This is a genomic window from Streptomyces sp. NPDC002018 (assembly GCF_042890865.1).
GTDB lineage: Bacteria > Actinomycetota > Actinomycetes > Streptomycetales > Streptomycetaceae > Streptomyces.
This window is the reverse complement of record NZ_JBIASO010000016.1, coordinates 108555-129426: the sequence shown is the minus strand read 5'-3', so window position 1 is coordinate 129426 and position 20872 is coordinate 108555. Positions and strand designations below refer to the sequence as shown.

20 protein-coding genes are annotated in these 20872 nt (G+C 72.1%); 5 read left to right on the top strand and 15 right to left on the bottom strand.

What is annotated here, in order from left to right:
- Positions 1 to 101: 101 nt before the first annotated feature.
- The gene (locus tag ACFYYH_RS24875) at positions 102 to 1013 is read right to left on the bottom strand and encodes a class I SAM-dependent methyltransferase (protein ID WP_388555007.1); all 912 of its coding nucleotides are present in this window, start codon (positions 1011 to 1013) and stop codon (positions 102 to 104) included.
- A gap of 222 nt (positions 1014 to 1235) precedes the next feature.
- Between ACFYYH_RS24875 and ACFYYH_RS24870 the strand changes: the two genes are divergently transcribed.
- Complete coding sequence (locus ACFYYH_RS24870; protein ID WP_388555003.1) at positions 1236 to 1730, top strand: DUF5954 family protein; 495 nt, start codon at positions 1236 to 1238, stop codon at positions 1728 to 1730.
- Positions 1731 to 1837: 107 nt separating this feature from the next.
- Here the strand turns inward: ACFYYH_RS24870 and ACFYYH_RS24865 are convergent, their stop codons facing one another.
- The 3 genes from ACFYYH_RS24865 to ACFYYH_RS24855 form a co-directional block, all read right to left on the bottom strand.
- Complete coding sequence (locus ACFYYH_RS24865) at positions 1838 to 2566, bottom strand: class I SAM-dependent methyltransferase (RefSeq protein ID WP_388555001.1); 729 nt, start codon at positions 2564 to 2566, stop codon at positions 1838 to 1840.
- A gap of 53 nt (positions 2567 to 2619) precedes the next feature.
- Positions 2620 to 3639: a helix-turn-helix domain-containing protein gene (locus tag ACFYYH_RS24860; protein WP_388554999.1), complete on the bottom strand. Its 1020-nt coding sequence runs from the start codon at positions 3637 to 3639 to the stop codon at positions 2620 to 2622.
- A gap of 69 nt (positions 3640 to 3708) precedes the next feature.
- Positions 3709 to 4785, bottom strand: a complete 1077-nt coding sequence (locus tag ACFYYH_RS24855) for an alpha/beta hydrolase (RefSeq protein WP_388554996.1) — start codon at positions 4783 to 4785, stop codon at positions 3709 to 3711.
- A gap of 252 nt (positions 4786 to 5037) precedes the next feature.
- Between ACFYYH_RS24855 and ACFYYH_RS24850 the strand changes: the two genes are divergently transcribed.
- From ACFYYH_RS24850 to ACFYYH_RS24840, 3 genes are read left to right on the top strand one after another with little or no spacing between them, the layout of a single operon-like run.
- Positions 5038 to 5940, top strand: a complete 903-nt coding sequence (locus ACFYYH_RS24850) for an ABC transporter substrate-binding protein (protein WP_388554994.1) — start codon at positions 5038 to 5040, stop codon at positions 5938 to 5940.
- A 17-nt stretch (positions 5941 to 5957) separates the two neighbouring features.
- Positions 5958 to 6863 (top strand): amino acid ABC transporter permease, encoded by a 906-nt coding sequence (locus ACFYYH_RS24845; RefSeq protein ID WP_388555126.1) that lies wholly within the window; start codon positions 5958 to 5960, stop codon positions 6861 to 6863.
- A complete protein-coding gene (locus ACFYYH_RS24840) occupies positions 6860 to 7621 on the top strand; it encodes an amino acid ABC transporter ATP-binding protein (protein ID WP_388554991.1) in 762 nt (253 codons plus the stop codon). The genes ACFYYH_RS24845 and ACFYYH_RS24840 overlap by 4 nt, the downstream gene beginning before the upstream one ends.
- 141 nt (positions 7622 to 7762) lie before the next feature.
- Here the strand turns inward: ACFYYH_RS24840 and ACFYYH_RS24835 are convergent, their stop codons facing one another.
- The 6 genes from ACFYYH_RS24835 to sthA form a co-directional block, all read right to left on the bottom strand.
- Entirely contained in the window at positions 7763 to 9166 is a 1404-nt protein-coding gene (locus ACFYYH_RS24835; protein ID WP_388554988.1) for a cytochrome P450, read from the bottom strand.
- Positions 9163 to 9771, bottom strand: a complete 609-nt coding sequence (locus ACFYYH_RS24830; protein ID WP_388554985.1) for an ATP/GTP-binding protein — start codon at positions 9769 to 9771, stop codon at positions 9163 to 9165. Before ACFYYH_RS24830 ends, ACFYYH_RS24835 begins: the two co-directional genes overlap by 4 nt.
- Entirely contained in the window at positions 9749 to 10120 is a 372-nt protein-coding gene (locus ACFYYH_RS24825) for a DUF742 domain-containing protein (protein ID WP_388554982.1), read from the bottom strand. The genes ACFYYH_RS24830 and ACFYYH_RS24825 overlap by 23 nt, the downstream gene beginning before the upstream one ends.
- Positions 10117 to 10527, bottom strand: coding sequence for a roadblock/LC7 domain-containing protein (locus ACFYYH_RS24820; RefSeq protein WP_093595576.1), 411 nt, complete (start codon positions 10525 to 10527; stop codon positions 10117 to 10119). The genes ACFYYH_RS24825 and ACFYYH_RS24820 overlap by 4 nt, the downstream gene beginning before the upstream one ends.
- 2 nt (positions 10528 to 10529) lie before the next feature.
- Positions 10530 to 12242 (bottom strand): ATP-binding protein, encoded by a 1713-nt coding sequence (locus ACFYYH_RS24815; RefSeq protein WP_388554978.1) that lies wholly within the window; start codon positions 12240 to 12242, stop codon positions 10530 to 10532.
- Positions 12243 to 12777: 535 nt separating this feature from the next.
- On the bottom strand, positions 12778 to 14181 hold the full coding sequence (sthA, locus tag ACFYYH_RS24810) for a Si-specific NAD(P)(+) transhydrogenase (protein ID WP_388554976.1): 1404 nt from the start codon (positions 14179 to 14181) through the stop codon (positions 12778 to 12780).
- A 146-nt stretch (positions 14182 to 14327) separates the two neighbouring features.
- On the opposite strand from sthA, the gene ACFYYH_RS24805 reads away from it, so the two are divergent.
- Positions 14328 to 15536: a DUF475 domain-containing protein gene (locus ACFYYH_RS24805; RefSeq protein ID WP_388554973.1), complete on the top strand. Its 1209-nt coding sequence runs from the start codon at positions 14328 to 14330 to the stop codon at positions 15534 to 15536.
- A gap of 99 nt (positions 15537 to 15635) precedes the next feature.
- Here ACFYYH_RS24805 and ACFYYH_RS24800 read toward each other — a convergent pair whose 3' ends face one another.
- The 5 genes from ACFYYH_RS24800 to ACFYYH_RS24780 form a co-directional block, all read right to left on the bottom strand.
- Entirely contained in the window at positions 15636 to 16361 is a 726-nt protein-coding gene (locus ACFYYH_RS24800) for a VOC family protein (protein ID WP_388555123.1), read from the bottom strand.
- 171 nt (positions 16362 to 16532) lie between these two features.
- Positions 16533 to 18419 (bottom strand): glycoside hydrolase family 15 protein, encoded by a 1887-nt coding sequence (locus ACFYYH_RS24795; RefSeq protein WP_388554971.1) that lies wholly within the window; start codon positions 18417 to 18419, stop codon positions 16533 to 16535.
- Between the two features lie 83 nt (positions 18420 to 18502).
- Positions 18503 to 19276, bottom strand: coding sequence for a beta-glucanase (locus ACFYYH_RS24790; protein ID WP_388554968.1), 774 nt, complete (start codon positions 19274 to 19276; stop codon positions 18503 to 18505).
- A gap of 243 nt (positions 19277 to 19519) precedes the next feature.
- Positions 19520 to 19885, bottom strand: a complete 366-nt coding sequence (locus ACFYYH_RS24785; protein ID WP_388554965.1) for a hypothetical protein — start codon at positions 19883 to 19885, stop codon at positions 19520 to 19522.
- Between the two features lie 214 nt (positions 19886 to 20099).
- Entirely contained in the window at positions 20100 to 20738 is a 639-nt protein-coding gene (locus ACFYYH_RS24780) for a DUF6629 family protein (RefSeq protein ID WP_388554962.1), read from the bottom strand.
- Between the last annotated feature and the right edge of the window lie 134 nt (positions 20739 to 20872).

The following is a 20872-nucleotide window of genomic DNA, read 5'->3' as shown; positions in this document are numbered from 1 at the left end:
GACACACGGACACACGGACACGCGGGCCCGGACACACGGACAGGCCGCTCGGCGCCCGCCGTTCGGACGCGCCGTTCGGACACCTGCCCCGGGCTCGGGGCTCACTGGGCCGCGAAGCGCGTCAGCACGGTCATGGTCGGACGGAGGTTCCGTACGACGGGCACGCGCCGCAGGACCGGCCGCACGGCGCCGTAGTACACGCCACGCCCCCGGGGTGGCGGAATCTCCCGCACCTCCGTGATCCGTGGATGCGCCCCGCGGACCTTGGGCAGTTCGCCGGCGTCCATGCCCCAGGGCATCGGCGGGACGACCCAGCCCCGGGCGGTCCTCATCCCGCCACGCTTCGTCCCGCCACGCTTCGTCCGGGCACTGAACCACCTCGGGACCGCGTCGAACACCAGCGCTCCACCGGGGAAGCGCTCGGCGCAGGTGGCGATCACCTCCCGGACCTCGGGGGGCCGCAGATACATCAGCAGGCCCTGCGCGGTGACGAGCACCCCGTGGGCGGTGCCCACCTGGTCGGGCCACGCCGGATCGAGGGCGGAGCACGGGAAGGTACGGCGCCGGTCGCCGTCGGGCAGCAGCCGCCCGCGTACGGCCGCGGTCTCGGGGAGATCGACGGTCAGCCAGCTCATCCGGCCGTTGTCCACCCGCCAGAACCGCGTCTCCAGGCCTTCGCCCAGGGCGACGACCGTGCCGTCGGGATGCTCGGCGAGGAAGTGCCGTACAGCGATGTCGAAGGTGCGGACCCGCAGGGCCTGGCCCTGGGCCAGGAAGGGGCTGGGCGGGCCGAAGGTCTCGGCGAAGGGGTAGTCGACGGTCTCGACGAGCTCGACCGCCTTGGGGTCGCGCAGGACGGGGGAGGGCTGCCGGGCCTCGTAGGCGCGCTGGTACAGATTCCACAGCAGCGTCTCGGGAACGCCCGTGAGGGTGACGGTCACCCGCTCCCCGTGAGCCCTCCGAGGGCGCTGCTCGTCCCGGTGCCGCTCCTCACGCCTCTCGTCGTCGTCCATGGCGCATCGCTCCCCGCGCTCGTTCTGCTGCGTTTCTCCGACGGGCCTCGTTCGGCCGGTCCTGTGTCGCGTTCGCCTCCCGTACCCCCATTCAACCGCGCCCGCCTGCGGGTATGGCATGCCAGGGTGGCGAAATCGTATGACGGAAAGATGGCCGGATTTACACCGGAAGATCCTTGTATCCGTGCCTCGCGGACCGCCGTCATACGGCACTCTGCTCGTATGAGCGCGAACTCGGACGAGACGGCGGACGGCGTATTCGACGAAGCGGCCGCGCGGCGGCTGCTGGAGTTAGGCGCACGCGAGGAGGCGCTGAGACGGGCGTTCCCGGTGGACGGCCCCGATGTGGACCCGGTGTCCGTCGCGCACTACACGGGCTATGCCGCGATGCTCCACGAGGACCGGGGCTGGCGGCAGCTATTTCCCGCCGTCGCCGCCGAGGAGGAGGCGCGGCTGGATCTCCGTGATGTCCTGCTGGTACGGGCGGCGGGCGGGGGCGATCTGGGCCGGCGCTTCGCACGGGCCGCCGAGGCCGTCGCACGGGGCGAGGACCAGGTGATCATCGGAGAGGATGTCTACCGCGTGGTACGGATCGAGCAGACCGTCATCATGACCGCGCACGGCCCGCAGCCCCCACGCCCCCACGACCAGGAGTTCCCCGAGGTCCTCGACGAGCGTCCCGGGCCGCGCGGTCCCGGCCGTCCGCTGGACGACTGACCGCGCTCCCGCCCACCCTCATGCCCTCCCGGGCGGACCTCTGCCCGCCCGGACTCCCGGACGGTCCCGTGCGGACTCCCGGACGGTTCCGTGCCGCCCGGCCCGGCTCAGGTCCTGCGCGCGACCACCAGGGCGCAGCGAGGACTGCCGTCGGGCCGGCGGCCGAGAGCCGACAGGGGCAGCAGACGCGTCGTGAAGCCCGCGCCGGCCAGGTCGTCCAGCACGTCCGGCAGCCGGAAGGTGCGGTAGTACATGACGAACGGCGGGCGCCGGAGAAGATTGCGCAGCCGCATCGCCGTGTCGAAACCCCAGAGCGCCCAGTAGAGCCGGGAGGCGACCGGCGCGGGCGCGGGGACGGGGAACGCGAACAGCCCGCCAGGCCGCAGGGCGTCGCGCGCCCCCGTGAAGACGGCGGGCCGCTCGGCGGGCAGGAAATGGCCGAACGCCCCGAAGCTCACGGCCAGGTCGAACGAGGGCGCGAGGGGCAGGGCGCGTGCGTCGGCCCGTACCCAGTCCACGGCCGGCGCGCCCGGGAGAGCCGGTACGGCGGACCTCGCGGCGCTGAGCATGCCCGCGCTGAAGTCGACCCCGACGATCCGCTCGCCGCAGAGCCGCCGCAGCACCCCCATCCCCGCTCCGGTGCCGCAGCAGATGTCCAGTCCCGTACGGAACGGCCCGAGCGGCCGGACGGCCTCCACCACCGCGTCCAGCACCGGATCGGGCGTACGGAACGGCGTCCGGTCGAACTTCGGAGCCAGCAGGTCGTAGCCGTGCTCGACGGACGAGAGCGCCTGGACGGCGAGTTCGCGAAGGGTCGGGCCCTGGGGGGTGAACATCGCCGGACAGCGTACGGGACCCGGCCCCGGCCGCTCCTCGCCCGCCGCCGCGCTCACAGACGCTGGTTGCGGTGGAGCCGCCACACGGTGAGGGCGAGCTGGAGACGCAGCCGTCCGCGCGGCTCGTGCACCGGCCAGCCGAGCCAGTGCTCCGCCTGGGCCAGCCGGTCCTGGAGCGTCGAGTGGTGCAGGGTCAGCTCCGTCGCGGCGGCCCGCAGACTCGGGGCGAAGGCGACCGCGTGGAGGGTGCCGGCCACCCAGGGGGCGGCGGCGAGGGCGCGGTCCAGCGCCCGTACATCGGGGATCGGCTCGGTGCCGGGGCCGACGGCGTCCGCCAGCAGGGCGAGACCGCCCAGCTCCTCCGCGTACACGGTCCTCGGCCCGGGATCCTGCTCGTCCCCCTCCGCGGTGAACCGCAGGGCGGTCCGCGCGGCGGCCGCCGACGCCGGCAGACCGAGCACGGGCACCACCGGGCCGATCCCGGCGCGCCGGCCGCCCGTGGCGGGCATACGCGTACCCAGGGAGGGCACCGGCTCGACCACGGTCATGGCACCCGCCGGTGCCACCGCGCGCGCCGTCGCGGTGTCCCGCAGACCGAGACGGACGGCGGCCTGCCGCCGGGCGTGCTCCGGGGCCGAGGCGTCCAGCAGCACCTCCACCGAGGCCGGGTCGGCCTCCCGGCTCTTCACGGCGGCCCGGCCCCTGGTCCGGTCGAGCACATCGCGGGCGGCGGCAGCGGCCCGTTCCAGCACCATCGCGTGCACGCCGTCGGGCGGCCCCGACCGCTCCAGCCACACCGCGGGAACACCGTTCGGCACCAGCGCGGCCGACATCCAGCCGGGCTCGACCGGGCCGCCGCCGTCCTGGCGCACCCCGTCGGCGTCCACACGGATACGCACCCCGCGCGCGTCGTCCACCAGCCGGGCCGGGCAGCCCGACAGCACGGCCGCGCCGCGCACCAGTGACTCCAGCCCCGCCCGGCCCTCGACCAGCCGGTCGAAGTACGCGATCACATGGAGCGCCGCGCCCGCGTCGGGGTCGAGCGCGGCGAGTCTGCCCGCCAGCTCCTTCATCACTTCATCCTGCTGCTTCGGGCGGCCGGTGCCAAGCGTCCCTCCCGGCCGGCCCCACGAGCGGTCCGTTCAGTGCGCGAGCAGCCTGCGCAGCCACACGAGCGGCGCGTGCCTGGCGTCCTGGGACAGCGCGGCCTGCGGCGCCATCAGCTCGAACCCGTGGAAGCCGCCCGGCCACACATGCAGCTCGGCCACGCCGCCCGCCTGCCACAGCCGGCCGGCGTAGGCGATGTCCTCGTCCCGGAACGTCTCCGCCGAGCCGACATCGATGAAGGCCGGCGGCAGTCCCGACAGATCCGTGGCCCGAGCGGGCGCGGCGTACGGGGAGACATCGGGGCCGCCGCGCCGCTCGCCCAGCAGCGCGCTCCACCCCGTGTGGTTCGCCGCGCTGTCCCACACTCCCAGGCCGGTCATCTGACGGCTGGAGTACGTGTCGTTGCGGTCGTCGAGCATCGGGCACAGCAGCAGCTGTCCGACCAGCGCGGGGCCGCCCCGGTCGCGCGCCAGCAGGGCGACGGCCGCGGCGAGACCGCCACCGGCGCTGCCGCCCCCGACCACGATCCGGTCGGGATCGACCCCGAGCTCCGCCGCGTGCTCGGCCGTCCAGACCAGCCCGGCGTACGCGTCCTCCACCGGAGCGGGATGCGGATGCTCGGGGGCCAGCCGGTACTCCACCGACACGACGACCAGATCCAGCTCCTGGGCCCAGTCGAGCGCCGTGTCGACGCCCGACCGGTTGTCCCCGATGATCATCCCGCCACCGTGGATGTGGTACAGGGCGGGCAGCGCCGTCGTGGCACCGGCCGGCCGGCAGATGAGCAGGGAGATGTCCGGCTCACCGGCCGGCCCCGGCACCGTGCGCTCCTCGACCTCGAAGGCCCCGTCCCGCCGCAGATCCTCGTCCGACAGCCGGGCCCGGCCCTGGCCTTCCCTCATGGCGGGGATGTCGTCGAAGCTCAGCAGGTCCCCGAGCTGCTCCCTGATGAGGTCGAGCGCCGCCGCCAGCTCGGGATCGAAGGGCGGTGGCGGTCCTACCCGCCCGTCCGGCGCGGCGGTGGGCGGCGCGCCGGCGGACGGGGCCTGCGCGGAGGCCGTCGTGGACGGGGCCGCTGCGCGCGGCGTGTCCGAGAACGGAGCGGCGGTCATCTGCTCTCCCTGGGTCGCGGCCACGTCCCTGTGACCGATTCCGCCATCCTGCCTCCGGAGCGGAGCGCACGGCGGCGCCGAACGGCGGAGATCATCCGCCGTCCGGCGGGTGCCCTGATCCGAGGGGGAGGGAGGTGTGCGGAATCCGTGCGGGGGTGTTCAAACCTCCCGACCGCGACGCATGGGCGGATTTCATACGATCGCAACGCTGTGATCTCGACAGACACCCCCGCGCGGTGTCAGTCTCCCGCCATGCACCTCACTGCCAGAAGCTTCACCGCCCGGAGCTTCCTCCCCGCCGTCTTCGTCCTCGCCGTCACCGCCGCCACCGGCTGCGCACCGCAGGAGACGTCGTCGGACGGGTCCGCCGCCGACGCGTCCTCCTCCGCCTCCGCCGCGCAGTCCTGCGACAGCGGCGCCCTGGCCACGGAGACGAAGGGCAAACTGACCGTCGGAACGGACAAACCGGCCTACGCGCCCTGGTTCGAGGACGACGATCCGGCGACCGGCAAGGGGTTCGAGTCCGCCGTCGCGTACGCCGTCGCCGAGGCGCTCGGCTTCGGGAAGGACCAGGTCGTCTGGCAGACGGTCCCGTTCAACAACTCCTTCGCACCGGGCGAGAAGAACTTCGACTTCGACATCAACCAGGTCTCCATCAGCGACCAGCGCAAGCAGGCCGTCGACTTCTCCTCCGGCTACTACGAGGTGCGCCAGGCCGTGGTCGCGCTGAAGAAGTCCCCGTACGCCGGAGCGAAGAGCGCCGCCGATCTCAAGGGGGCCAAGCTCGGCGCCCAGGTCGGCACCACCAGCCTCGACACGATCAATGAAGTGATCAAGCCGACGCGGCAGCCCGCCGTCTTCCAGAAGAACGACTTCGCCAAGTCCGCGCTGCGCAACGGCCAGGTCGACGCCATCGTCGTCGATCTGCCCACGGCCTTCTACATCACCTCGGCCGAGGTGCCGGACGCCGAGGTCGTCGGCCAGTTCGCGACCTCCGCCGGCACCGCCGAACAGTTCGGACTCGTTCTCGACAAGGGCAGCGCGCTCACCACCTGTGTCACCCGGGCCGTCGACGGGCTGCGCGAGGACGGCACACTCGCCGCGCTGGAGAAGCAGTGGCTGTCCGACGCCGTGGACGCGCCGGTGCTCAAGTGACCTCCGGCACCGTCCCCCTGGAGAAGGGCGAAGGCGAAGGCGGGGGCCGGGGCACGGACGGCCACGCGGGCGAGGACGGCTACACCCCCTCGGCGCGACGGCTCGAACGGGAGCGGTACAAGCGTGCCCGCGCCCGCCGCGCCACCGCGGTCGCCGCGCTCTCCACCCTGGTGACGGGTGTCGTGCTCTTCGTCGTGATCACCGGCTCCCCCGGCTGGCAGCGCACCCGCGAGACCTTCTTCAGCGCCGAGTACGCCCGGATGGCGCTGCCCCGCGTCCTCGACGGCCTGCTGCTCAATCTGCGGCTGCTGGCGGTCTGCGGGGTGGCCGTGCTCCTCCTCGGACTGCTGCTGGCCGTCGCCCGTACCCTGCGCGGTCCGGTCTTCTTCCCGATCCGCGCGCTGGCCACCGCGTACACCGACTTCTTCCGGGGGCTGCCCCTGATCATCTGTCTGCTGATGGTCGTCTTCGGGGTGCCGGCGCTGCGGCTCCAGGGCGTCACCACGGACCCGGTCCTGCTCGGCGGCACGGCCCTCGTGCTGACCTACTCCGCGTATGTCGCCGAGGTCTTCCGCGCCGGCATCGAGTCCGTCCACCCCTCGCAGCGGGCCGCCGCCCGCTCGCTGGGGCTGTCCAGCGCCAAGACCCTGCGCTACGTCGTGCTTCCACAGGCCGTACGGCGTGTCGTGCCGCCGCTCCTGAACGATCTGGTGTCGCTCCAGAAGGACACCGGGCTGGTCTCGATCGCCGGTGCCGTCGACGCCGTCTACGCGGCCCAGATCATCGCGGGGAAGTACTTCAACTACACGCCGTACGTCGTCGCGGGGCTCGTCTTCGTCGCCCTGACGATCCCGATGACCCGCTTCACCGACTGGGTCACCGCCCGGATGGACCGCAGACGCGCGCAGGGAGGAACCGTATGACCGCCGCCGACACCCCCGTGCTGCGCCTGGAGGCCGTACGCAAGACCTTCGGCCGCGACCGGGTCGTCCTGCGGGACGTCACCCTCGATGTCGCGCCGCACACCGTGACCGCGCTGATCGGCGCCTCCGGCTCCGGCAAGTCGACCCTGCTGCGCTGCGCCAATCTGCTGGAGGAGATCGACGACGGGGCGATCTTCCTCGACGGTGAGGAGATCACCGATCCGAGGACCGACCCCGACGCGGTGCGCCGCCGGATCGGCGTCGTGTTCCAGTCGTACAACCTCTTCCCGCATATGACGGTCCTTCAGAACATCACCCTCGCGCCGCGCCGGGTCCTCGGCGTCCCGCGCGAGGAGGCGGCGGAACGGGCCCGGGAACTGCTGGCCCGCCTCGGCCTCGGTGACAAGGCGGAGGAGTACCCGGACCGGCTCAGCGGCGGTCAGCAGCAGCGCGCCGCGATCGTACGGGCCCTGGCCGTACGCCCGCGGCTGCTGCTCCTCGACGAGATCACCGCGGCGCTCGACCCCGAACTGGTCGGCGAGGTGCTCTCGGTCGTACGGGACCTCAAGGACGACGGGATGACGATGGTGCTGGCCACCCACGAGATGGGATTCGCCCGGGAGGTCGCGGACCAGGTCTGCTTCCTCGACGCGGGGGTGGTCCTGGAGCGCGGCACACCGCGGGAGGTCTTCGGCGCCCCGCGGCGGGAGCGTACGCGGAAGTTCCTGCGGCGGATCGTGGAGGCGGGCCGGCTCTGAGGAGCCCCGGCCCGCGGAACCCGCGGGACAGGAGGACGCGCGGGACTCACCGGCCCGATCACGGGGAGCGGCGGCCGGAGCGACCCAGGGGTCCGGGCCGCTCCGGCCGCCCGCTCCGGGGCTGCCGGGCCGCGCCACACCTCACCCGTGTCCCGGTCTGTGGGACGCCGCCGAGAACTCCACGGGCAGGGAGACCGGAACGCGGGTCCAGGGCGAGGGCTGCCAGCTCACCTCCTCGGCCCGGACGGCCAGTCTCATGTCGGGCAGCAGATGCAGTGCGGTGTTCACCGCGGTACGGGTGATCAGCCGCGCCGGCACCTGCGCCGGGCACACATGCGGACCGGCCGAGAACGCGAGATGCGCGCGGTTGCCCGGCTCACCCGCCTCGTCGGGACGGATCGCGGGATCGTCGTTGGCGGCGGCGATGCCCAGGATCAGCACATCGCCGCGCCGGATATGACGGCCGCCCAGCTCGGTGTCGCGCAGCGCGTACCGGGCCGGCATGTTGTTCATCGGCGGATCGCGCCACAGCGCCTCGTCCAGCGCGTCGTCCACACCGAGCCGGCCGCCGTGCAGCCGGGACGCGAACCGCGGGTCGGTGAGCATCAGTCTCAGCGCGTGGGAGATCCAGGCGTTGACGCCCTCCGTGCCCGAGGAGATCATCACCACCATCGACTGAAGCCGCTCCGCGTCGGTGCGCAGATTCGGGTGATGGATGATCGCGGTCGTCAGATCGTCGGCCGGACTGACCTGCCGCTCGCACAGGGTGTCGACCAGGATCTCCTGGAAATGACGGTTGCCGTCCTGCGAGTCGTCGGCGCTGCCGAACAGGGCGACCAGCGCGCGCCGCAGTTCCTTCCCCTCGGATCTGTCCAGACCGAAGAGGGACGCGAGGGACAGGAGCGGCACGATCGCGGCGTACTCACTCACCAGATCGGCCCGGCCGTGCGGGGAGAACTCGGCGATCAGCTCCGCGCAGACCGACTCGACCTTACGGCGCGCCTTGCGCTGGTCGATCCGGGCGACACCGTCGTCCAGGGGCTGACGCAGCCGGCGGTGCTCGGGACCGTCCGCGCCGATGACATTGGCGCGCCAGGCCATCATCGGCAGCAGCCCCGACTGCGGGGAGACCACCCCTTCGTTGAGATCGCGCCAGTTGCGGGCGTCGCGGGAGAAGACCTGCTCCTGACGGGTGACGGCGAGCAGTTCCCGGTACCCCATCACGAGCCAGGCGGGCACGCCCGGTTCCAGCTCCACCCGGGCGACGGTGCCCCACTGGTCCCGCAGAGCGCGATAGACCTCGCGGGGCTCGGCCGCGCCGGTCGCCGAGGTGAGCGGAAGCAGCTCCGTACCGCCGGAGTGCGCGGGACAGCCGGGGGGCGGCGGGAGCGGCGAGGAGACGGCGGAGCCGGGGGACACCGCCAAGGCCTGGGACACGGGAGCGGCGGAGTCGGCGGGGGATACCGGGGACACAGGAGGCACGGGAGGCACGGGGGAGGCGGGGGAGGCGGTGGAGGCGGGGAAGGCGGTGGCGGAATCGGTCATGACGCGGGCTCCTTGGGGCGTACCGTGTCGGCGACCGACACATGCTCGACCAGGCTGATCAGCGCGTCCACGGACGGGGCACGCTCCCGCGCGTCGCACAGCACCACCGGGGTCTCCGGCAACAGGTCGAGCGCGCGCCGCAGTTCCCGGACGGCGTACTCCTCGCTTTCCGGGAACTGGTTGATCGCGACGGCGAACGGCAGCCCGCGCAGCTCCAGTTGCTCCAGCACATCGAAGCTGTCCTCCAGCCTGCGGGTATCGACGAGGACGAGCACACCGAGCGCGCCCTCCGCCAGGCCCTCCCACAGATCCCAGAACCGCCGCTGCCCCGGTGTGCCGAACAGGTAGAGCACCAGCCGGGAGTTGAGGGTGATCCTGCCGAAGTCCATGGCGACCGTGGTGGTGGTCTTGGTGGACATCCCGGCGAGATCGTCCACCCCGACACTCGCCTCGGTCATCACCTCCTCGGTCCGCAGCGGTTCGATCTCGCTGACCGAGCCGACCAGGGTGGTCTTCCCGACGCCGAACGCGCCCACCACCAGGATCTTCACGGCCTGCTGGACAGTGTCGGGCAAGTAGCGGTCAGCGGAGCCGACGGAGACCATCCAGTACCTCCTGAAGCAATTGCGGGTCGGGCTGCACGGCCTGGGGGACGCCGGAGCGCGCGGACAGATGCCCGCTGTCGACGAGATCGGAAGCCAGCACCTTCACGAGACTCACCGGCAGTGCGAGATGGGCGGACGCCTCCACCAGGGAGAGCAGCCGCTCGCACATCCGTACAAGGGCACGTTCCTCCCGGGTCGCGGAGACCGGCAGTTCGCAGGGGGGGTCGGCCGCGATGAGCAGGGTCTCCACCCCCACGGTGTTCCGCGAGGGCCGGGAGCGCCCCTTGGTGATCACATAGGGGCGTAATGCTCCGGCACCGTACTCGCCCTCGTTCTCCGGACCGCTCACCGAGCCGATTCCTGCCGGGGCGGACTGCTCAGATTCCCGGCGCCGATCTTCAGCACCTGCGCCTGCATCTGCCGGGCGACCAGCTTCGGATCCACCACCGGCCCCGTCACCACCGCGAGATGGGCGCCGTTCGCGCTGCGCATGAAGAGGAAACCCCCGTTGAACTCCACCATCTGCTGGTGCACGGCTCCGCCGTCCTCGCCGAACTCCCGGCCGAGGCTGCGGGCGAGGGACTGGAGCCCCGAACAGTTCGCCGACAGCCGGTCGGCGGAGTTGCGGTTCATCCCCTCGGAGCTGGCCAGCAGCAGTCCGTCGGCGCTGAAGACGATCACTTCTCTTACCCCGGGGACCACGGCGACGTCCGCGATCATCCACCCGCGTTGCTCCGGGTTCTCCACGTAACTCATGCTCAGTTCGGTCCTTCCGGTTCGGGTGTGGGGGAGGAGGGGCCGCTGCGCCCCTCGTTCTGGAGGGAGGAGAACGGCGCGCCGGGGCGGCCGCCCTCGAAGAACTGCTCCATCCAGTCACCGGCCTGTTCCGGTGTGCCCGGCGGTGTCGAGGCGGCGGGGGCAGCCTCGACCGCGGGAGCGTATTCACCGCGCCGCGAACGGCGCTGGGGCAGCCGGCGGTCGGCGCGCGGCGGGCCGGCGGGCGTGGTGATGGTGGCTTCTGGGGCGTCCGGGACCACTGGGCCGGGATTCACCGGGTTGGGATGCACGGGGCTGGGAGTCACCGGGGCGGGGGTCACGGGGGCAGGGGGCTCGGGGGAGGGGAACGGGGGAACGGGGGAGGGGGAGGGAGAGGGAGGAACGGGGGTCACGGGGGCGGGGGCCAGGGGAGCGGGAGCCGCCGGGGCGGAGACGGCGGGCACGGGCGTCCGGTCCGCCGCGACGCCGACGGCGACACCCGCCGTGACGGCGGCGGTGACGGTGGCCGCGACAGCGGGGGTGTCCGCCGCCTCGGGCGCCGGCGCGGGCCGGGGGACGGTCCGCACGGACACGGTGGTACCGGCGGGGGCGAGTGTCTCCAGCACCTCCGAGGGGACCAGCACCACCGCGCGGACACCGCCGTACGGGGACGGCCCCAGGTCCACATGGAAACCGTGGCGGTCGGCGAAGCGCCCCACCACCGCGAAGCCCGTCTGCGGGATCTCGCCGACCTCCCCGACGCCCAGGAGCCGCCGTCCCGAGACGATCTCGCGCGCCTCCGCCAGCCGGTACTCGTCCAGGCCGAGCCCGCCGTCGTCCACCTCGATGACCGCGCCGCGCTGGACCGTACGGACGGTGACCGGGACATTCGTCCGCGGCGGCGAGTACTCCGTGGCGTTGGCGAGCAGTTCGGCCAGCAGATGCACCAACGGCTCGACCACCGACGGCCGTACCCCGATGTCGGGATCGCCGGTGACCTCGATCCGGCGGTACGCCACGATCCGGCCCGACGCCGCCCGCACCACGTCCACCAGCGCCAGCGGCTTCTGCCACTGCTGTCCGGGCCACTCGCCGCAGAGGACCTTCAGGCTCTGGGCGTGCCGGGCCTGCTGGGTGGCCGCGTGGTCCACCCGCATGGTGGTCTCCAGCAGATCGGCGTCGCCGGGATAGCGGTCGGCCAGCCCCGTCACCGCGGCCTGGATCCGGTGCGCCGAGGTCTGGACCCGGCTCGCCAGCTCGACGAGCGCGAGCCGCTGGGACTCCTCGCGGTGCTCGACCGCGTGGGAGACCTCGGCCAGCAGCCGGTCGAACCATCTCGCCACCGGTTCGGCCGGCCGCTCGGCGCGGTGCGGCGCGGCCGGCGTATCCGTTCTGCTGAGCGCGGCGGGCAGCCGCTCCGTGACCAGATGCTCGACCTCCTTCCGTACCAGCTCCGCCTGCTGCTCCAGCCGGGAGTGCCAGTCGGCCTCGCGGCGGGCCGCTGCGGTCTCGGCGTGCCGGTGCTGTTCGCGCAGGCGCACCAGGGCGGTGAGCACCAGCGCGGCGACCACGCCGTAGAGCACGGCCGCGCCGGTATGGACGCGTACGAGGGAGATCACCGCCGTGCCCAGCGCGGTCGCGGTGACGGCGAGCGTCGCCGGCCAGGGCCAGGGCGACAGACGGGACAGGGCGGAGGGCGCGGGGGAACGTGCCATGGAGAACCTTCGAGTTGGCTGAAAAACGTGATCCGGCTGAATTCACCCGGCGGAAGTCACGGGTGGCGAAGGCGGTGGAGGGCCGGTATGAGCGCCGGGTGTACGGACGTGAGGCGGTGGGCCCCATCGGCCTCGACGCGGACATACGGCTTGATCATGGGCGGAACTACCTCTTCACCGGACGCTGTTGGGGGATCGTACAGCCGCCTTCCTCACCCCACGTCACATCCCGGCCACATGCGGTCACGATCGTTACGCAACTTTGATGACGGCCGGCAGTGCCCCCGGCGCGGCCGCGCGCATACGGATGCCCGTGTGGTGAGGGCGAACGCCTCATCGCCCGCCGCCCGTGTCACGGCCGCCCGCGCGGCGGGGCGGCGGAACGTACGGCGGGGCGGCGGGACATGGGGCGGGGCGTATCCGGAGACTGGGGGACCCGGCGACGGGCCGCCCGGTGGCTCAACGGAGCGGTGGCTCGCGGCCGGTGGCTCAACGGGCCGGTAGTTCAACGGGCCGGTGGCTCGCGGCCGGTGGCTCAGCGCCTCATACGGTCGGTCTGGCGGATCTTGTTCGTCACATCCAGGGCGGCGACCTTGTACGACTCCGCGAGCGTCGGGTAGTTGAACACCGCGTCCACCAGGTAGTCGACCGTACCGCCGCAGCCCATCACGGCCTGGCCGATGTGGATCAGCTCGGTCGCGCCCGAACCGAAGCAGTGGACGCCGAGCAGTCGCCGGTCCTCCGGCGACACCAGCAGCTTCAGCATGCCGTGCGCGTCCCCGACGATCTGGCCGCGCGCCAGTTCCCGGTACCGCGCGACCCCGACCTCGAACGGCACCCGCGCGTCGGTCAGTTGGTCCTCCGTCCGGCCGATGAAGCTGATCTCGGGAATGGTGTAGATCCCGATCGGCTGGAGGTGGTGCATCGCGTTCACCGGCTCGTCGCAGGCGTGGTAGGCGGCCACCCGCCCCTGCTCCATCGAGGTCGCGGCCAGCGCCGGGAAACCGATCACATCGCCGACGGCGTAGATGTGCGGCACCTCGGTGCGGTAGTGCTCGTCCACCGTGATGCGGCCGCGCTTGTCGGCGGAGAGCCCCGCCCTGTCGAGATCGAGTTCATCGGTCAGTCCCTGGCGCCCCGCGGAGTACATGACGGCGTCGGCGGCTATCTTCTTCCCGCTCTCCAGGACCGTGAGAGTGCCCTGTTCATGCCGCTCGACGGCCGCGACGGTCTCGCCGAAACGGAACGTCACCGCGAGATCGCGCAGCCGGTACTTGAGCGCCTCCACCACCTCGACATCGCAGAAGTCGAGCATTCCGGCGCGCTGTTCGACCACGGTGATCTTGCTGCCCAGGGCGGCGAACATGGACGCGTACTCCATGCCGATCACCCCGGCGCCGACGATCACCATGGACCGCGGCACCTTGTCCATGTTCAGCACGCTGTCGGAGTCCAGGACCGTACGGTCGTCGAACTCGACGGTCGCCGGGCGGGCCGGGCGGGTGCCGGTGGCGATGACGATGTGGTCGGCGGTCACGACCCGGTCCTGCCCCGAGGCGTCCCGTACGGCCACGGTGTGGGCGTCCATGAAGCGCCCGGTGCCCGGGAGCAGCGCGACCCGGTTCCTGGCGAGCTGGCTGCGGACGACATCGACCTCCAGGCCCACCACATGCTGGGTGCGGGCGGTGAGGTCGGCGACGGTGATCTCTTCCTTGAGCCGGTAGCTCTGGCCGTACAGATCCCGCTGGGTCAGTCCCGTGAGATAGAGCACCGCTTCGCGCAGTGTCTTGGAAGGAACGGTTCCGGTATGTATGGAGACGCCGCCGACCATCTGGGGTCGGTCGACGACGGCGACCCGCCGGCCGAGCTTGGCCGCCGCGATGGCGGCCTTCTGGCCACCCGGTCCTGATCCGATGACAAGCATGTCGAAGTCGGGCACGGGAGGAGTCTGTCAGCCGCGTGTGCTTCCCGGAAGAGCGGGACCGGCTGGTGATTCACCGGATGGGCCTCCGTGACGATCGTTTACGGTGAGGTCGTGTCCGGTCGCCCGGTGAGGGCCTCCGTGCGAGGGAGGATGGCGAGGCTGTGGTTCTGAAGACGTTCAGGTGGGCTTTTCTCGTCACCGCGGCCGGTCTCGCCGCCGGGGCGCTCTACGACGGATGGGCCGCCCTGGGGATCGTCGCGATCCTGGCCGTCCTGGAGGTCTCGCTCTCCTTCGACAACGCGGTGATCAACGCCGGGATCCTGAAGAGGATGAGTGCCTTCTGGCAGACGATCTTCCTCACCGTCGGTGTGCTGATCGCGGTCTTCGGGATGCGGCTCGTCTTCCCCGTGCTGATCGTCGCCGTCACCGCGAAGATCAGTCCCGTCCGGGCGGTCACACTGGCGATCGACGACAAGGACCGCTATCAGCAGCTCGTGACCGACGCCCATCCGTCGATCGCCGCCTTCGGCGGTGTCTTCCTGCTGATGATCTTCCTGAACTTCATCTTCGCGGAGCGGGAGATCACCTGGCACGGCCGGCTGGAGCGGCCCCTGGCCAGGCTCGGCAAGGTCGAGATGCTCCCGGTCTGCGTCGCGCTGATCGTGCTGCTCGTCGCCGCCATGACGGTCGCCACCCACGCCCACCAGCACGGCGGAGGCCATGCCGACAAGGCCCAGACCGTACTGACCGCCGGTGTCGCCGGTCTCATCACCTATCTGGTCGTCGCCGGGCTCTCCAGCTTCTTCGAGAACCGTATCGAGGAGCAGGAGGAGGCGGCAGAGGAAGAAGAGGCCGAGGAAGAAGAGGAAGCGGGGAAGGCGCAAGCGGCGGAAGCGGCGAAGCGGAAGGCACCCGGGAACGGCGGCGGTGGGAAGGGCGGCGGCGGGAACGGCGCGGTGGCCGCGCTCACCGGGAAAGCCGCGTTCTTCACCTTCCTCTATCTGGAGGTCATCGACGCGTCGTTCTCGTTCGACGGTGTCATCGGGGCCTTCGCCATCACCAACGACATCGTGCTCATGGCCCTCGGCCTCGGCATCGGCGCCATGTACGTCCGGTCGCTCACCGTCTATCTGGTGCGGCAGGGAACCCTCGACGACTTCGTCTATCTGGAGCACGGCGCGCACTACGCCATCGGCGCGCTCGCCGTGATCCTGCTGGTCACCATCCAGTACCAGATCAGCGAGATCATCACCGGTCTCGTCGGTGTCGTGCTGATCGGCTGGTCCTTCTGGTCCTCTCTGCGCCGCAACGCCCGTATCGCCCGGGAGGCCGAGCGCGAGCGGGTCCGCGCACCGGACGACGGCGGATGACCCGGCCCACCCCGTCCACCTGGCCCACTCGGCTCACCCCGTCCACCCGGCTCACCCGGTCCACCCGGCTCACCCCGTCCACCCGGCCCGCCGGACGGTTCAGTCGCCGGTGATCGTGAAGAGCCCGCCGTCCGGGTCGCGGAGGGTGGCCTCGCGCCCGGTGCCCGACGAGGGGGCCGGCGGAGCGACGACCATGCCCCCGGCGCCGGACGCGGCTCCCACGGCGGCGTCCATGTCCGCGACCCGGAAGTACACATGCCAGCGGGGCCGGATCTGCGGGTCGGGGGCGCTCTCGACGGCTCCGCCGCGCAGCGCGGCGACAGTATGGGTGCCGTCACGCACCACCACCTGGTGGTCCTCGTAGCCGACCTCGCAGCTCTCCCGCTCGTCAGAGCCCCAGGCGAGGACCTGGCCGTAGAAGATCGCGGCGGCGAAGGCGTCCCTGGTCCGCAGCTCCAGCCGGGCGGGCCCGGCGCCCTGCCCCACGGACCAGCCCGGGATGGTCTCGCCCTCCCAGAGCCCGAACACGGCGCCGTCCGGGTCGGCGGCGAGGGTGGCGCGGCCGGTGGGCATGGCGAGCGGCCCGACGGCGACGGTCGCGCTCCGCTCGCGGACCCGCGCGGCGGCCGTGGTGGCGTCGTCCACGAGGAAGTACGGGGTCCAGGCCACCGCGGCCTGGAGACTGCGCGCGAGCGCCCCGATGCCCGCGACCGCGCTTCCGCCGGCGAGGCCGACACAGAACTCCTCGCCCAGGGACGTCGGCCGGAAGGTCCAGCCGAGAACCGCACCGTAGAACTCCTGGGCCGCCGGGAGATCGCGGGCCATGAGACTCACCCAGCACGGGGCTCCTACTACCGCGTGACGTGTCGCCGGCATGGTTCTGCTCCACTCCGCTCCCGCTGGTCGGACAGGCTGGCCCCCCCGATGCCATCGTTCACCCGGCCCCGCCGCCGCGCACTCCGGGACGCGTCCGGTACGGAGGGTGTCTCCCCGGGCTCAGCCCATCGCGCGGTCGAGATTGATCGCCGAGCTGATCAGGGCGAGATGGGTGAACGCCTGCGGGAAGTTGCCCAGGTGTTCGCCGGTCAGCCCGATCTGCTCGGCGTAGAGACCCACGTGGTTGGCGTAGGTGAACATCTTCTCCAGCGCCAGCCGTGCCTGCTCCACGTCCCCGGTGCGGGCCAGCGCCTCCACCCACCAGAACGAGCAGATGGAGAAGGTGCCCTCGGTCCCGGAGAGTCCGTCGGGGGCCTGCTCCGGGTTGTACCGGAACACCAGACTGTCCACCACGAGACGCTCACCGATGGCCCGGACGGTGGACAGGAAGCGCGGGTCGACCGGGGAGACGAACTTGACCATGGGCATCAGCAGCAGGGACGCGTCCAGGATGGCGGCGGGCTCCTGGCCGTCCTCGGCGGCCAGCCGCTGTACGAAGGTACGTTCCCGGGGGCTCCAGCCGCGCGCCATGATCTGGCGGTAGATCCGGTCCCGGACCGAGGTCCAGCGGCCCAGATCCCCGGGCAGTCCGCGCTGACGCGCCATCCTGATCATACGTTCGACCGCGACCCAGCACATGAGCCGTGAGTAGGTGTGGTGCTGCTGCCCCGCCCGGGTCTCCCAGATGGACTCGTCGGTCGTGTCCCAGTGCTCCATCAGCCATTCGAGGATGTCGCACAGATCGGTCCAGCTGTCGTGCGAGATGCCCACGCCGTACTTGTTGAACAGATAGATCGAGTCGATCAGTTCGCCGTAGATGTCGAGCTGGCGCTGGACACTGGCGTTGTTGCCGGTACGCACGGGACGCGAGCCCCGGTACCCGTCGAGGTGCCCGAGTTCCTCCTCGGGGAGGGTGTCGTGTCCGTCGATCGAGTACATGACGCGCAGCGGGCCCTCGCCGCCGTCGGGCGCCGCGCCGTGCAGCCGGTCGGTCAGCCAGTCCATGAACCCCTGCGCCTCCTGGGTGAAGCCCAGCCGCAGCAGGGCGTACAGGGAGAACGCGGCGTCGCGGATCCATACGTACCGGTAGTCCCAGTTGCGCGCGCCGCCCACCTGCTCGGGCAGCCCGAGGGTCGGCGCGGCGACGATGGCGCCGGACGGCTCATGGGTCAGCAGTTTGAGGGTGAGCGCCGAGCGGTGGACCATCTCGCGCCAGCGGCCCGTGTAGGTGGACTGGCTCAGCCAGCGGCGCCAGAAGACGACGGTGGACTCGAAGAGCTGCTCGGCGGCGCCGGCGTCGACGGCGCACGGATCGGGTTCGGTGGCGGAGCCGTCGTATCCGCCGGCTGTTTCGAGGTCGAACAGCGCGGTCTCGCCCTCGGCGAGGTCGAACTCCGCGTGGGCGTCGGTGGCGTCGAGGTCCAGCGGTACGGAGGACCGCAGCCAGAGCGTGAGGGACTCGCCGGCGAACCGTACGCCGTCGGGCATCCGGTCCAGCCGGTGGGTGTCGCGGCCGTAGTTCAGCCTCGGCGCGACGCGTACCCCCAGCCGCATCCGGCCCCGCACATTGACCACCCGGCGTACCAGCCGCTGCCGGTGGGCCGGATCCCGCTCCCGCACGATCGGCATGAAGTCCTGGACCTCCACGATGCCGTCGGCCGTGAGGATCCGGGTGATCAGGATATTGGTGTCCGGGAAGTAGAACTGATTGCGGGTGGCGGAGTCGCACACCGGGGCGATGTCCCAGAAGCCGCCCAGGTCCTTGTCGAGCAGGGACGCGAAGACACTGGGGGAGTCGAAGCGGGGAGCGCAGAACCAGTCGATGCGTCCGTCGGTCCCGACCAGCGCGGCGGTCCGCAGATCCCCGATCAGACCGTGCTCGGCGATGGGCAGATAGCCCTCGTCGGGCTCGCCCGGGGCAGCGGTGTCCTGATCGTCACGTTTCACCCCGCCAAGTCTCGCCGACCGGACACGCCCCCGCATGTCGGTACGGGGAACGCTCGGGCGACGGCAGGATTCCCGGACGGCCCTCAGACGGGAGGAGCGGCCGGGAACGGGGGCCGGTGGACCCGCAGGAAGTCGACCTCGTACGACATGGCCGTGGCGGACGGGTCGGGGGCCGGGTGGTAGCGGCCCGCGCAGACCGAGAGGTTCACGATCAGAGAGGCGTTCCAGTCGCGGCCCACGCCTCTGCCGTCGGAGTAGGCGTGCCGTCCGTTGACCCACCAGATCACGGACCTCGCCAGGAACTCGACCCGCAGATCGACGCGGGCGCCGGGCTGGACGGAGGGGTGGGAGTAGTAGCGCTGACCACCCCTCACATGGTTGGACAGCTCCAGCAGATTCGGGTTGTCGGGGTGGTACTCGAAGATGTCGATCTCGTTCCCGCCGTCCCGCCAGGTCCAGATCGCGGGCCAGGCGCCCTGTTCGGTGGGCAGCCGTACCCGGGTCTCCAGGATGTCGCCGGTCTGTACGGCGAAGCCCTCCGCGCTCTCCTCGGTGGTGAGCAGACCGGCGTTCCAGTTCCCGTCGGGGCGGCGGGTGGCGCGGAAGGTGCCCGTGCGGCTGTAGTCCGCGTCGGGCACCAGGTGGTCGAGCTTGTTGTCCCCGGGGTTGGTGGGTCCCCCGTCGGGATAGGCCCAGCTACGGCCCGCCACCCACTGCTCCTCGGAGGAGAAGTCGGCCGTGAAGCAGAGGGGACCGCTCCAGGGCGGCGGGCCGCCGGGAGCCGGGACGGGCGGCCGGGGCCCCGGCCTGAGCTTTCGGGTGAGCCATTCCAGAAGTACGGACCCTTGACGGCTCATGGTGCCCTCTTCCCTGAGCTGAGGTCGTTCGGGGCCGACGGCCCCCGGCCGCGCGCCCGGGGGAGCCCCGGACCACGGCCGTTCGCCATGCTGAGGGAGACATGCCCGGCATGGGAGGCACCGCGTCACGGGAACGCGACCGGCCTTCAGTTCGGGCCGTCCCTCGCCGGTGGGGCCGTCCGGCGCCCCGGGACCCGCCGGACGAGGGCGACGGCGGCGCCGGTTCGCCGACGGGGCCCGTGCTCAGGCGGAGGTCTGTGCGGTGCCCGTCTCCGTGCCGGCCGACCCGTTGATCTTCTCGATCGCCTGGCGGGCGTGCTCCCCGGGCGTACGCGCCGTGAGGGACGAGACCGTGGACGAGGTGGCGGAGACCGCGGACGGCGTGGTGACGGGCCAGTCCTGCGCGGGCTTGGCGTGGACGGCGGGCCGGGTGCGCAGCCGGTGGCTCACCGCCTCGTCCAGACCGACCGGCCGCTGCATCTGGGCGGCCAGCCGGCTCGCCTCCTGCCCGAGCGCGGCGACATCCTCCCAGGGCAGACGGACCACCAGACGGAGTTCGGCCTCCCCGTCGGGAAGGGCCTGGAGGGGAGCGTTGACGGAGTCGTTCATGGGCTGGTCCTGTCCTCGGGTCTCGGGACGGGTGACGCCCGGCGCAGAGGCCGCGCGTCACCCGACGCGGGGTGCGCAGAGTGATACGGGGAAATCGCCCGGCCTGTTCACCGTCCCGGGGCACGGGTCCCTCGGCCGTCCGCCGTCGCCCCGCGCCCCGCGTGCCTCTTCTCGCCGGCCGCGGTGGGGCCGCGGCGGGCGAGGAGACGGTGGTTCAACCCTCTGTACTGCGGGGCGCGTTGACGTCCGGAGGCCGTCGTGCCCGCAGGAGCAGGAGGACGGACGCCACCGCCGCGAGCGCGCACCAGGTGGAGAGGAACTCCAGCCGCCAGAGCAGTGCGCAGAGGACCGCGCCGCACGCGACCACCGCGCCCAGCAGCCGTACGGACGGGTCACCGCTCAGAAGCAGCGACCCAAGGGTGGCGACGAGATACCCCGCGACGACCAGGGGCGCGTACGGGACGTCGACCGCGTAGCCGAGGGTGTGGCCGCGGATCTCGGCCCGTACCGGCCGGGTGGCGAGACAGTACGCGAGGGCCGCGGCGGTCACCGCTCCCGTCAGCAGGGGAACCACGGGCCGGCGCCGCGCTCCCCGCGGCGCGGCCAGCAGTACGGCGAGCGGCACCCACAACGCCAGTACGGGCAGGGCGATCACGGCCCAGGCCAGGGTGGCCGGGCCCGTTCCCCCGCCGCCCCGCCAGACGACGGACTCGATGATCTGATGGGCGCCCAGCAGCAGCGGCAGCGCGGCGAGTGGCAGCTCGCGGGCGTGCCGCGCCCGCGCCACACAGACGGCACCGACCGCCGTGATTCCGGCGCCCGCCACCAGATCGGCCGTCGCGCTCCAGCACATGGGGCCACCCCGGGTCGCTGATTCCTGAGAACCGACGCGTCATCAGGTCGTGTGTCGAACAGCCGGTCAGGCCGTCCGGCCGCGCACCGTCCGGCCGCGCACCGTCCGGCCGTACGCCGTCCGGCCGTACGCCG

Bases quoted from the DNA above. Each gene is read 5' to 3' on its own strand.
- ACFYYH_RS24855 (WP_388554996.1), bottom strand. From the start codon at position 4,785: ATGACCGCCGCTCCGTTCTCGGACACGCCGCGCGCAGCGGCCCCGTCC.
- ACFYYH_RS24815 (WP_388554978.1), bottom strand. From the start codon at position 12,242: ATGGCACGTTCCCCCGCGCCCTCCGCCCTGTCCCGTCTGTCGCCCTGG.
- ACFYYH_RS24790 (WP_388554968.1), bottom strand. From the start codon at position 19,276: ATGAGCCGTCAAGGGTCCGTACTTCTGGAATGGCTCACCCGAAAGCTC.
- ACFYYH_RS24835 (WP_388554988.1), bottom strand. From the start codon at position 9,166: ATGACCGATTCCGCCACCGCCTTCCCCGCCTCCACCGCCTCCCCCGCC.
- ACFYYH_RS24850 (WP_388554994.1), top strand. From the start codon at position 5,038: ATGCACCTCACTGCCAGAAGCTTCACCGCCCGGAGCTTCCTCCCCGCC.
- ACFYYH_RS24840 (WP_388554991.1), top strand. From the start codon at position 6,860: ATGACCGCCGCCGACACCCCCGTGCTGCGCCTGGAGGCCGTACGCAAG.
- ACFYYH_RS24860 (WP_388554999.1), bottom strand. From the start codon at position 3,639: ATGAAGGAGCTGGCGGGCAGACTCGCCGCGCTCGACCCCGACGCGGGC.
- ACFYYH_RS24800 (WP_388555123.1), bottom strand. From the start codon at position 16,361: ATGGCCCGCGATCTCCCGGCGGCCCAGGAGTTCTACGGTGCGGTTCTC.
- ACFYYH_RS24785 (WP_388554965.1), bottom strand. From the start codon at position 19,885: ATGAACGACTCCGTCAACGCTCCCCTCCAGGCCCTTCCCGACGGGGAG.
- ACFYYH_RS24820 (WP_093595576.1), bottom strand. From the start codon at position 10,527: ATGAGTTACGTGGAGAACCCGGAGCAACGCGGGTGGATGATCGCGGAC.
- ACFYYH_RS24875 (WP_388555007.1), bottom strand. From the start codon at position 1,013: ATGGACGACGACGAGAGGCGTGAGGAGCGGCACCGGGACGAGCAGCGC.
- ACFYYH_RS24865 (WP_388555001.1), bottom strand. From the start codon at position 2,566: ATGTTCACCCCCCAGGGCCCGACCCTTCGCGAACTCGCCGTCCAGGCG.
- ACFYYH_RS24830 (WP_388554985.1), bottom strand. From the start codon at position 9,771: ATGGTCTCCGTCGGCTCCGCTGACCGCTACTTGCCCGACACTGTCCAG.
- ACFYYH_RS24780 (WP_388554962.1), bottom strand. From the start codon at position 20,738: ATGTGCTGGAGCGCGACGGCCGATCTGGTGGCGGGCGCCGGAATCACG.
- ACFYYH_RS24870 (WP_388555003.1), top strand. From the start codon at position 1,236: ATGAGCGCGAACTCGGACGAGACGGCGGACGGCGTATTCGACGAAGCG.